The sequence below is a fragment of the Pseudoalteromonas shioyasakiensis genome, from assembly GCF_019134595.1.
In the GTDB taxonomy this organism is placed as follows: Bacteria; Pseudomonadota; Gammaproteobacteria; order Enterobacterales; family Alteromonadaceae; genus Pseudoalteromonas; species Pseudoalteromonas shioyasakiensis_A.
The window spans coordinates 383,863-396,135 of the sequence record NZ_CP077771.1; the positions used below are offsets into that span (position 1 = coordinate 383,863).

11 protein-coding genes are annotated in these 12,273 nt (G+C 39.2%); 7 read left to right on the top strand and 4 right to left on the bottom strand.

All coding sequences use genetic code 11. From position 1 onward, the window contains the following. Positions 1 to 3: 3 nt before the first annotated feature. Entirely contained in the window at positions 4 to 1,083 is a 1,080-nt protein-coding gene (locus tag KQP93_RS19175) for an HNH endonuclease (RefSeq protein ID WP_254907781.1), read from the bottom strand. Between the two features lie 281 nt (positions 1,084 to 1,364). Here KQP93_RS19175 and KQP93_RS19180 point away from each other — a divergent pair, with 281 nt between their 5' ends. The 3 genes from KQP93_RS19180 to KQP93_RS19190 are packed head-to-tail and all read left to right on the top strand — an operon-like array spanning position 1,365 to position 3,974. Continuing rightward, complete coding sequence (locus KQP93_RS19180) at positions 1,365 to 2,072, top strand: hypothetical protein (RefSeq protein WP_217877411.1); 708 nt, start codon at positions 1,365 to 1,367, stop codon at positions 2,070 to 2,072. Next, the gene (locus tag KQP93_RS19185) at positions 2,056 to 2,925 is read left to right on the top strand and encodes a hypothetical protein (RefSeq protein WP_217877412.1); all 870 of its coding nucleotides are present in this window, start codon (positions 2,056 to 2,058) and stop codon (positions 2,923 to 2,925) included. Before KQP93_RS19180 ends, KQP93_RS19185 begins: the two co-directional genes overlap by 17 nt. Before the next feature lie 2 nt (positions 2,926 to 2,927). Then, positions 2,928 to 3,974, top strand: coding sequence for a hypothetical protein (locus KQP93_RS19190; protein ID WP_217877413.1), 1,047 nt, complete (start codon positions 2,928 to 2,930; stop codon positions 3,972 to 3,974). Here KQP93_RS19190 and KQP93_RS19195 read toward each other — a convergent pair. After that, complete coding sequence (locus tag KQP93_RS19195) at positions 3,971 to 4,549, bottom strand: hypothetical protein (RefSeq protein WP_217877414.1); 579 nt, start codon at positions 4,547 to 4,549, stop codon at positions 3,971 to 3,973. The two genes, KQP93_RS19190 and KQP93_RS19195, sit on opposite strands and share 4 nt — an antisense overlap. Before the next feature lie 174 nt (positions 4,550 to 4,723). Continuing rightward, on the bottom strand, positions 4,724 to 5,317 hold the full coding sequence (locus tag KQP93_RS19200) for a class I SAM-dependent methyltransferase (protein WP_217877415.1): 594 nt from the start codon (positions 5,315 to 5,317) through the stop codon (positions 4,724 to 4,726). Positions 5,318 to 6,530: 1,213 nt separating this feature from the next. Here KQP93_RS19200 and KQP93_RS19205 point away from each other — a divergent pair. The 4 genes from KQP93_RS19205 (at position 6,531) to KQP93_RS19220 (ending at position 10,478) form a co-directional block, all read left to right on the top strand. Beyond that, entirely contained in the window at positions 6,531 to 7,301 is a 771-nt protein-coding gene (locus tag KQP93_RS19205; protein WP_217877416.1) for an EAL domain-containing protein, read from the top strand. Positions 7,302 to 7,627: 326 nt separating this feature from the next. Further along, positions 7,628 to 8,629, top strand: a complete 1,002-nt coding sequence (locus tag KQP93_RS19210) for an alpha/beta fold hydrolase (RefSeq protein ID WP_217877417.1) — start codon at positions 7,628 to 7,630, stop codon at positions 8,627 to 8,629. Positions 8,630 to 8,912: 283 nt separating this feature from the next. Then, positions 8,913 to 10,058: a porin gene (locus KQP93_RS19215; protein WP_217877418.1), complete on the top strand. Its 1,146-nt coding sequence runs from the start codon at positions 8,913 to 8,915 to the stop codon at positions 10,056 to 10,058. 12 nt (positions 10,059 to 10,070) lie between these two features. Continuing rightward, entirely contained in the window at positions 10,071 to 10,478 is a 408-nt protein-coding gene (locus KQP93_RS19220) for a phosphate ABC transporter substrate-binding protein (protein ID WP_217877419.1), read from the top strand. 56 nt (positions 10,479 to 10,534) lie between these two features. Here KQP93_RS19220 and KQP93_RS19225 read toward each other — a convergent pair whose 3' ends face one another. Continuing rightward, positions 10,535 to 12,160 carry a methyl-accepting chemotaxis protein gene (locus KQP93_RS19225; RefSeq protein ID WP_217877420.1) on the bottom strand — a complete coding sequence of 542 codons (1,626 nt, stop codon included), beginning with the start codon at positions 12,158 to 12,160 and terminating at the stop codon, positions 10,535 to 10,537. Positions 12,161 to 12,273 lie beyond the last annotated feature (113 nt).

Sequence of the window (12,273 nt, forward strand, 5' to 3'; positions counted from 1 at the left end):
TCATTAAGAATCATATTTGTACTTTGTCTGCGCGACTAAATCTAACTGGTGGACATTTTTACTCCCCGCCAACTCAAACCTATCTTTTGCAAGCCAAAGTGTTGCGCCATTGCTGCTGGCAACTTGGTATGCCCAGTTGCTTACAGCGAGGGATTTATCTACATCACAATGAAAATAGCGAGTTAGTTCATCAGTGAGCAGCTGACTGTGGCGATCTAGGTTTTGATCTTGCCAACGTTCACGGTATAATTGTGCGGCTAAAAAGTCACGCTTACTGTTATTACAACTTCGATGGGCGGCAACAAAATTATGCCCTAAATCGTTAGCGTAGCGGGCAAATGGAATAAAGTGATCAACTTCTATCGCGCTTGTGAGCGGCTTTTGGCAATAAAAGCACTGGCCCTTTTGTATTTCAACTAAAACTGGTTTTGCTTTGTTAAGTGCTGCACGGTCGAAACCAAATAAAAAGTCATGTAGTTGGCTTTGAGGGCCAATAAGCGCTTGGTTATGCTTAATGCTTTGAATCTTTTGTAGCCATGCATTTTTAGCCAAATAGACAACTAAATCGTAAAAGCGTCTAAAGCAGGCGGCTATGCCTGCATTTAGAGTGATATAGCTTTTGCCTTTTGTGTGCGGATATAAAAAGCACTCTTCTTGTTTGGCTAGAATTTGTAAACGCCATAACGGGCCTGTTTTTAAAGTGTCTAAAGCTGCTTTATAAGTGGTGTGCCAATAAGGGCTTAATTTGAGCTGACGCAAGCTACGAATATTATTTTGCTGGCACTCATATAGCACCGCAATTACTTTTGATTGCGCACCCGAGTTTTGTTTTAGTAAAGCACTTTCACCACTATGAGCAGAAGAAAATGGCACTGCATGGTGCCAATAAAGCTCTATTAACTTTTCAGCCAGCCTAGCGAGATCGATGTTTAACTCGCTTGCTTCATACATCATTGGTTGCTCAACACAAACATCAGCCAACGCATGCAATAGTGCAAACTTATAGGTAGCACTAAAATCACCTTCCACCAGCATACGCTGAATGTAAGCAATAAAATCGAGTTGCTGCTGCATGGCCATCATCAATCAAGCCTTATGTATATACTTTTGAAAAGTGCATTAAAGTTCATGAGCTAAATTATGCTACTACGGTTAACAGTAAATAAACCTCTCAATAGTTACTTTCGATACTAAAAAGCAACTTATTAAGCTAGCATTAAGTTTAAAAGTAATCTAGCATGAATACCTATGAAAAATATAGGATTTTTATCAAGCGCTTATTTCCTTAGTCCGTAAACAGCAAACTTCGTAGTATGAAATATCATCTGTTTGGTAAACCAGTTTTAAACAAGGAATAATGGGTTATGTGGAAACGAACAATAATTACATGCTGCTCCTTATTAACAGCCCCTCAAGCTCTTGCCGAGCGACTTGCCACCCCCTCTAAAAGTAACTTTAATGAACACTTCAGCTCAAACGTGCCTGTTTCGGGTAATGTATTAGTTGGTGCAGTTTATTCTACAGCTAATACAAGTAACAGGTTTTATTTAGATACAGCTTCAGATATGAACCACTTTTGTTTCAAAGTATCATCAGTTAATGGCACTTATGTTTCTGAAAATGACTACAAAATAATAGATAGCACCCTAAAAAGTACAGAAGCTACAATATTAGAGTATCCGACAAAATTTGAAGAACTTATTACAAACTTTGAAATTGAACAGCTAGCACCTCTGGCAACAACGGGAAGTTGTGACGATCAACGTTATCAACATGTTTTACTCTCTGCGCGTGATAAAGAAACAAAAAATGCTGAGATTCTTTTTATGATTAGCTCTGGCAGAAGCGAAGTATTCATGCAACTAAAATCTAATAGTGGTCAGCGTATAAAAGCTAATTGTGGACGCCTAGAAGAAGGAAAACGTACTTCTTACGATACAATATGTAAGCTTCAATCAAGTTCAATACTTGAAGAAACCTACGACGTGAAGATTGCTCGTCGAAAAAATGGACGAAGCTTACCTGCAACAACATTCACTCTACAGAAAAGTACATATGAAGCTAGCAATTGAAAAGCTCACAGCTATCCTTAGGAAACGCAATAAAAAACTCAAAGCTGGCTATGCGTTAATTTTTTCCGTAGGCATTCTTGCTGCTTATATTCTTTTAGGCGACAGAACTAATATCTACAGTGTAAAGGGGTCGACGCAAGCTATTACAGTTGAGACATCTGATGCTGAAATTAATGAATGGGTATTTTCACAAGGGCGATTAGTTGCAGAAGATACTGATATGCAAGCAGTTACCCTTAAGGATGAACGTTTCTTTGTTTTTTCTTCTGATATTAAATTACGCATAACTTCTATAAATGACACCACGCAGCATCAGTTACTTATTACTTCTAGAAGCGATGATATTACTGGGGTGCTGTTTGATGGTAACAAAGCTACACCTTTAGAAGGCTATGTTGAGGTGTTATTGACTCTATCTAAAAATATTGTGCTTCCATTTGAAGGTAAAGCCTATGTTGGTGAAGATGTTGGCAAAGACGTTGACTCTCTATTACTAAATGGTGAAATCAGCATTTTAGAGAGCAGGTTTTTATCTTCAGGAAGATATGCAGGTAGCAGCTATGTATTAGATACTGGAGACCGTATCTATATTGTGGACAAAAATAGTGAGTATGTTTCTAAGGGGTTTCTAAGGGTTACACAGAACGATGCTTTTTATTTTTCTGTCGTCTCAGAAGGTGATGGTGTACAAGTCACTCGCTTTGGTAATGAAGATCTACTTATAACCCCTTCTATTTGGAGTAGAGTTACTAAAGATCCTGTTGTAGCAGCAATCACGTCGTTATGTGCCTTGATGTTTTTGCTATTAGAATTTGCACTCCTTTTAAAACAAACATTGAATAACAAAGAATAATTATGAAAAAACAGTTACTGATAACTTCTCTACTTTTTTTAATAAGCACACCTGTTGTCGCTAAAAGCCCTAATCAAGTTTACATTGAAGGGGATGAAATTGGTCAAGGATTCTCTGTTCAACGTTTAAACCAATGCTACTTCATTGCTCCAGATCATGTAGTAAATGACAGTGTTTTTTTAACTTTAAAAGGTAGTGACGACCTTCGCTCATTGGGCGATGGGCAAATACTACAACCTTTTGGCTATGATTTAGCTGTAGGTCATATTTCAGGCTCCTTAGCAAAGTACTGTGGTATTGAATTCAACTCACTATCTGTTAATCAAGTTGATATAGATAAAGCAAAAACAGTCGTTGTTTCAACAGTAAACTCCGATGGATTGGTATCCAGAATCCCAGCTGTAGTTCAAGAGACAGGCCTTGTAAATTTAAATATAAAGGCACTCTCAAGCGAGCAGCTATTTTATAAGGGTATGAGTGGAAGCTTGATCTACTCAAATGGAGTTCCTATTGGTATGCTTCAATCGGTGGATCAAAATACAGGTCTTGGTAAAGTATTAAGGCTTGATAGATTACTAGAAACGGTATCACCATTTTTTTCTGCGAATTCAAAGCAAGTTTTACCAACCGAAACGCTTAAAAACATATCAGAGAATATAGATTTCTCAGTTAGCTATTGGAACTTACCACCTACAAAAAATGAGCTTTCAGTAAAGCTAATCTCTGATAAACAGAAGAACACTTATTACGAAACTAAATTACAAAAAGCTGCTGAAATTGACCTCACCTTAAAAGGGAATATGAATATCAAGGGTATTAAACTGTTTATGCCTGATAATGCAGGTATAAAAGACGTCGAAGTGCTGATTTCAAAGAAAAAAACAGGTAAAAGAGGTTGGCTATCTTATGCTAGTAACACCATTCTTCCAAAAGATACTAAAGTGGTTATTGAGATGCGAGACGTAAAAGCCCATCGTATTAAGCTAAAAGTTTATTCTAGCTGGAATGACGAAAGGCTTATTAAAATTTCAGAGGTTGAGGTTTTTTAAAATAAATTAATTACTGCGGGAAATTGGGCTCCCGAGCAAGTAATAGCTCCCTTGTAGCTTAGATCTTCAGCTAATTTAAAGTCACCCTGGCAACGGCTTGACTCCAAAAATAAATTTAAGCCAGAAATTGTAGATGTTTTATCAGATCCATCATAATGTGTATCGTTAACAAACGTGCCTTTAGCTTTATCATAACTTCGGATACGAAACATTACTTTGCTACCATAATTGTTGTAAGTTTTCATAGCTTCATCATTGCCTTCAGGCTTTGTAAGTAATACCGCAAAGTTATCAATCTCAGAAATTCTATTTCTAATCGTTACAGCTACAACTGACTCATCTGATGCATTAATTCCTGCGGCGAATGCAATTTCACGCATAGCAAGATCCTCAGAATTTTGCATCGCATCAATAGCAGCAAGTCTTAATGATGGATCTGGACTTTGAATTAATGCTTTTAACTCGTTAATTTCAGCTGCCCGCTTTTTTATCTGCTCAATTGAAGGAGTAGCAAGAGTTGATGTAGATAGCAGTAAACAAGTTGCTGGTGTAAGCTTTAAAACGGTTTTTAACATTATTATTCCTTTTGATTTTATTCCAAATAAAAAACCAACTTATCTAATTTAATACATCAAAACAACAACCCATATATAAAATTTACGTTAAATAAACATCTTGAAATGAATAAAAGAATCAAAATGCATTGGTTCAGTATAATTCCCTCTCAGCTCACTAAGCCCAATAAACGACTATATCGTTCTTCTGTGCAAAATGGCGTTTAGCCATGTTTCAGTGGCGCGCTCTGGACGTTGGTCGGCGCTTTGCCATGACTTGAGGATAAACAGGTCGGTGCCTTTGATAATGCTCTCAAGGGCTTGTTCGTTTAGGTCGGTAAATTCGCGACCGTTGTGTTCGCGCTCGCCGTCGCCGTATTTAAACGATACATACACGATGCCTTGTGGCTTTAATGCTCGGGCAAGGTTGTTGAATGCTTCGGTTAAATCGTTTTTTGCTACGTGAATAAGGCTTGCGCAGCACCAAATGCCGTCGTATTTGGCAACATAGTTTAGCTCTAGGAAGCTGCTTACAGCTACATCTTGGTTTAAGTATTCTGACGCCAGCTTTGCCATAGCTGGGCTGATATCGAATGCATCTACGCTATAACCACGCTCTTTAAAGATGAAAGCGTCGCGGCCAGAGCCACAACCGGCATCAAGTAAAGCGCCTTTTTTTGGGATCAGCGGTAAGAACTCGTCGTAAAGTTCATTAAGGTCTACATCGAGTGTGGCATCAACAAATGCTTGCGCATTTTGGTTGTAGTATTCGATGGTTTTGGATGCCATGTTACTTCCTTTATATTGGCAATATTGCTTGGCGCTAAAATATCATTAAAGCTAGGTACTAAAAAGATATCAAATTGATTTTAAGAATTTTTGGCGGGGAATTTTTTTATACTCCAGCGTAATAGATGAGGCACAATATAAAAGAAATAATACTCACAAAGAGATTAAAAGACACTGTGCGTTACACAAAGAAAAACCAATACTCACAAAGAGGCTAAGAGACGCTGCGCTAAAGAGAAGTACACTTTAATATTACCTTGTCTTCCTCTGTGCTCTCTATGTCCTCTGTGGTTAGAAAAAGATCTAGTAGGTCTATGAAAAGATACGTAAAGTAAATACGATGAATCCTCACTGTCTTCTCATTCACTTCTCATTGTGCAAAAAGATATTTGAACCACAGAGGGCACCGAGGCGCTTCGCGCTACACAGAGAAAGATAAATACTCACAAAGAGGGTAAGAGACGCTTCGCTTTAGAGAAGTAAGTCTTTATACCTCATTGTTTTCTCATTCTCTTCTCTTTGTGCAAAAAGTATTGGAACCACAGAGGCCACCAATTCGCTTCGCGCTACACAGAGAAAGATAAATACTCACAAAGAGGGTAAGAGACGCTTCGCTTTAGAGAAGTAATTTTTTATACCTCATTGTTTTCTCATTCACTTCTCATTGTGCAAAAAAGATATTTGAACCACAGAGGGCACCGAGGCGCTTCGCGCTGCACAGAGAAAAACCAATACTCATAAAGAGGATAAGAGACGCTGCGCTAAAGAGAAGTACACTTTAATCTTACCTTGTCTTCCTCTGTGCTCTCTATGTCCTCTGTGGTTAGAAAAAGATCTAGTAGGTCTATAAAAAGATACGTAAAGTAAATACGATAAATCCTCATTGTCTTCTCGTTCACTTCTCTTTATGCAAAAAAATATTGGAACCATAGAGTACATAGAGGCGCTTCGCGCTGCACAGAGAAAAACCAATACTCACAAAGAGGCTTAGAGACGCTTCGCTTTAGAGAAGTAATTTTTTATACCTCATTGTTTTCTCATTCACTCTCTTTGTGCATAAAGGATCTACAATGAATAAACGCGTGTTTGACACTAGGTAAAACTACGGCTACATATTTTCTCTATAGTTTTATACTTTTAACTCAACAACATTGCACAATTGGCAATTTACTAGCACTATTATGTATTAAGAAGACTTTAGTCTGAGGTAAGCATGCACGACAAGCAAACTCATTGCCAGCCAACAGGTTGCAATAACTGTAAAGATAAATTAGAACTTGGTTTTGATTTTACAATGGCTTTTCAGCCAATTATTGATTGCACCGATAAACATATTTTTGGCTATGAGGCTTTAGTTAGAGGGCCTAATAATGAGTCGGCTTATTCTATTATCTCACAAGTTAACGATGAGAACCGTTATACCTTCGACCAGCTTTGTCGTATTAAAGCTATTTCGCTTGCAGCTAAGCTGAAGCTTGATTCTATTTTGAGTATTAACTTTTTACCTAACGCGATTTACAAACCTGAGCGCTGTATTAGAACAACCCTTGAAGCTGCTGAGCAATATGGTTTTCCGGTAGAACAAATTATGTTTGAGTTTACCGAGGTTGAAAAGGTTGAAGACAGTACGCACATCAAACGTGTTGTTGAGTATTACCAATCACTCGGGTTTATTACCGCAACCGACGACTTTGGATCTGGGTATTCTGGTTTAAATTTATTGGCTGATTTTCAGAGCAATATTATTAAGCTCGATATGGAGCTAATACGCGATATTCACTTAAATAAAGCGCGACAAGTTATTGTTAATCATTGTATTGCTATGTTTGAAGAACTTAACATCACTGCCCTCGCCGAAGGAATTGAAACAGTTGAAGAATATCAATGGTTACGCCAAGCCGGTGTAAATTTAATGCAAGGGTATTTCTTTGCCCGCCCAGGGTTTGAGAGCCTACCAGAAGTTGATTTTAGTAAGTTGGGGTAAGTCCGAGTAACGAGAGTCGAGTTGCGACAAGGTCCAGACGCGCGAAACAAGTTTCACGCCTACGGTGAAGACATCAGGCGCTAGGATCTGGGTGCTAGGCTCTAGGACGCGATGTAAAATCGCTGCTACCTCGTAACTCGTTACTCGCACCTTTACTCTTTCCCCCTTGAAACTCGCTAACTTAAAACACTTCCCGGCTAAAGCCAGTCCTACGAATTTCATTTTCGTACCTTGCTAACTTCTTCCAGTATTTAATCGTATTTGTATTATAAATTTTTATTTAGGATGCTAGGCTGAATATTCTTTAAGCATATTGAGAAAGGATAATGATGTTTTTACGCATACTGTTAGTCTCAGCACTTGTTTTATGGTCTTCTGCAAGCCTAGTTGCTAAAGAGCAGTCACTTAGTTTTGATGCTGAGTTAAGCAATTATCAATACGACTTACCTGTACAGTTTTTTAATTTTTCGTCACAAAATACGCCATTGAAAATGGCTTACTCTTACCTTAAGCCAAGTAATAATATGCCTACCGTTGTGCTTATGCATGGCAAAAACTTTAACGGCCATTATTGGACCAATACTGCCAAATACCTTAATAGCAAAGGCTATGGTGTATTGATCCCGGATCAAATTGGTTTTGGTAAATCATCAAAGCCCGCTGATTATCAATTTTCGTTTGCTGTATTAGCTAATAACACTCATCAGTTAGTGTCATCTTTAAATATTGAAAACCCTATTGTACTTGGCCACTCAATGGGCGGCATGCTAGCAAGCCGTTACAGCCTGATGTTTTCTAGCCAAGTTAGTAAACTCATTTTGCTAAACCCAATTGGTTTAGAGAACTATTTAAATTATGTGCAATACAAAGACACTGATTTTTTCTTTAAAAATGAATTGGCTAAAACACCTGAAAAGGTTATTGCTTACCAGAAGAAAAACTATTACGACGGTAAATGGAATAGCTCTTACGAGCAATTAACCCATTTTATTAGTGGTCAAATTCAAGGCCCTGATCATCGGCATATGGCGTGGGTTAATGCTAAAACCTACGATATGATTTTTACGCAGCCGGTCATAACGGAGTTTGATCAGTTAAGCATGCCTGTGTCTTTAATTATAGGCACCCGCGACAGAACTGGCCCTGGCCGCAATTGGAAAAAAGCGAACGTTGACCATGAGCTTGGCCGTTACGATAAATTAGGCAAAGCCGCGGCAGCTATGATCCCAAAATCGCAATTAATTGAATTAGACGATATTGGCCACCTACCTCACATCGAGGATTTTGAACGCTTTAAAGGTGCATTAGACAAAGCGTTATCATTTTAATTTTGGTCGCGCGAAACAAGTTTCGCGCCTACGTGTAGCAGCAGGTTTATCCCGCGTCATTGGGTTCTAGGCACTAGGACGCGATGTGAAATCGCTGCTACCCCGTATCTCGCACCTCGTATCTCGCAACTTCCCCCACTTTTAGTACCATTTTTGTGAAAAATAACGACTTATGCGTTGATGTAGTTACAATTTATCTGTAACTTGTGTCGCCCATTTCGCTACGCACGACTATAATATTAAGCGAAATCAACATTTTCATACTAAATACTAGGGATACACAATGAAAAAACTTCCTATTGCATTGGCTCTATGTGCTGCTTTTGTGTCTGCAAACACAATGGCAGAGGTTCGCATAAACGGCTTTGCTTCTATTGTTGGCGGTAAAGCACTTGACGATGACGCAACTCTTTATGGTTATGATGACGATATTTCGTTTAAAAACGAAAGTATGTTCGCATTACAACTTTCTGCAGATTTACAAGAAAAGCTAAGCGCTACTGCACAAATTGTGGCGCGTGGTAGTGATGATTTTGATGCTGAGTTTGAATGGGCTTATTTAACTTATGAGTTCAGCGATGAGCTACAAGTGAGTGCTGGTAAAATGCGCGTGCCTTTTTACCGTTATTCAGACTTTTTAGACGTTGGTTACACTTACCGTTGGGTTCGTCCGCCGCAGTCTGTTTATAACCTTCCATTTTCAACGTATGAAGGTCTAAGCCTGTTACATAACACGCAATTAGGTGATTGGGATTCAACCGTTCAAGTTATTTACGGTAGCTTCGATGGGAACATTGCTGTGGTATCGGTTAATGGCGATACAGAGCTTAATGATATTGCTGGTATCAACTGGACGATGAGCTACGACTGGTTCAGTGCTCGTGCTGCGTACTTTGTAGCTGATACAACAATTGCAATTGAAAACGACACAGATGCAGGTGTTGCACTTAATGGCCTTGAGCAAACTCTTAGAGCTGCGGGCTTTGTTGATCAAGCAGATGATATTGCGGTAGACGAAGATGATGGTTCTTTCTTCGCAGTGGGCTTTTCAATTGATTACAACGACATTCTGTTTGATGCTGAATACACTGAGTTTGAAGTAGAAAACAGCGCTCTTGCTAAACAAACCCAATACTACACGTCTGTTGGTTACCGTATGGATGAGTGGATTGTGCACTTAACTTACGAAAATAACGACGACAAACACGATAGCAATCGCTACAACGCGCTACCTGCAGTACCTGCTTTTAACGCGGGTATTAATCAGGTTCTTGAGGGCGTGAAAGCGAAAAGCAACGTGTATACTATTGGTACTCGTTATGACTTCCACCCATCTGCTGCTTTAAAAGTAGATTTCAGCCGCTTTAAAGATGACATTACAGATACAGAAACCGACGTTGTTGCTGTTGCTGTTGATTTAGTTTTTTAATTGGAGTTCATGATGAAAAAATTATTAATCGCTACAGCAATGACTCTTTACTCGCACGCTGCATTTGCTGAGGTTGCTGTTATTGTAAATCCTGCAAATGGCAATGCTATCGATGAAGGGACTATCAAAAAGATTTATCTTGGCAAGGCAAAGTCATTTGATGATGGCACAAAAGTAAACCCGGTAAACCAAGACGGCAACAGCGTAAGCGATGAGTTTAACGATAAGGTGGTTGGTAAGTCAGGCAGCCAGCTTAACGCTTATTGGTCAAAACTGGTATTTACAGGTAAAGGTACACCACCTGAGAAACTAGCAAACGATCAAGCTGTTATTGATTTTGTTGCAGCCAACGGCGACGCCATTGGTTATATCGATGCAGCAAAAGTAACTGATAAAGTTAAAGTAGTCGGTACTTTTTAAGTCCTTACTACGGTTAATAAAAAACCAGGCAATGCCTGGTTTTTTATGCGCTTAAATTACTCAATTTTAAATTTAGCTGTGGCGTCGAGTAACGAATCAGACAGGTAATGAAGGTTCTTCGCTACATCACGTACTGCCGACAATGAATCCATTGTTTCTTCAAACGACATATGCATATTCGACACGTTCTCAACAACCATACTAGCAACCGACGTTTGCTCTTCGGTGGCCGCTGCAATTTGTGAGTTCATACCGTTAATTTCTAAAATCTGCTCAGATATTTTATCAATCGATTGCCCTGTATTTTCAGCCGCTTCGGCATTGTTTGAAGCCATATCACGAGCCGAATTCATAGCAATTACCGCATCGCTCGCTGCGGTTGTCAGTGTTGAAAGCAGCTCTCTGATTTCATTGGTTGAGTGCGACGTTCTTGAGGCAAGCTCGCGTACTTCATCAGCAACAACCGCAAAGCCACGGCCTTGTTCACCTGCACGCGCAGCCTCAATTGCAGCGTTTAATGCCAGCAAATTGGTTTGCTCCGCAATTGAAGTGATCACATTCAAGATTTGTGTGACATTTTTAGTATCATTTTCCAATTGATTAATTGTTGATGCTGCTTGGTTAATCTCATCACTTAATGTTTTTGATTCAGTCACAGAGCGCTGTATTTGCGTTCTGCTTTGCTCAACTTCGCGCTCGGCTGTTTGCGCAGCTTGTGATGCATTTGCCGCTGAATGAGAAATATCAGCAACACTTTGACGCATTTCTTCCATCGACTGTTTAACGATTTCGGCATCTGATGTTTGTTTGGTTGTTGCGCGCTCTGCACGTTCCATACCTTGAACAAGTCGCGTTGAGTTCTCCATTAATGGTTCACAAACCGCTATTACCTCAAGTACTGCAGCTTTTAACAACTGTATAAAGGCATTGAAGTTAATCGAAACTTGGCCAATTTCGTCTTTAGCGTGTACTTCAAGTTGCGTGCTTAACGAACCTTTACCGTCAGCTAATAAACGTAAGTTATTTGCCGCAGCACTAGCCGATGAGCCAATTCCACGAGCAATCCAAATTGAGGTGGCAATAAGCAAAATCAGTGACACTACAGACACTATAAGCATTAAATTAAGTGCATTGTCAGAACGGGCTTTAGTTGCTTGCACTAGCTCAAAAAAGCGGTCATCCGAGCGGGCTTGCGCACGTTTAAAGCCAGCTAAAACAGCTTCATATTGCTGTGTTTTTTGCTGTGCTTGCTGCTGAATTTTACTAAAGTCAGCGCTGCCATCGATCATTGAAGTGGCTATAGTCGACGAGGTTTGTGCATAAAGCTCTAATTGTTTTTTTGTATCAGCATGTACATAGCTGTCGTTGATACTGATAATATTTTGTAGATTTTCGTTAATTGTTTTATACGTTTGCGCAGCACTATCTACTAAGTCAGACTCACCAAACGTGACAGCTTGAGTGTATAACTCATCTAGTTTTTCGAGTAATGCTACATTTTCTGAAGTAAGTTTTACTACCTGGTAAGACGACTTTTCTAACTCGTCGAGCGAGATTTTATTGTCATTCATCGCGATGTAATTCGTCACCACGATAATGACAAATGCCGTTATGGCAATGCATGTTATAGCGTGTATTTTTTTTGTGATGCTCAAATTGTTGAAAGAAATACCTGCAGACATTGAATCCACCTTTGTTGTCATAGTACTTAGTATTATCGCCTGATTTACCTAAAGTATTAACTATATTTATATATTTTCAGGTTTTTTTCTTATTTTGTGCCGTTTGTGGGAGG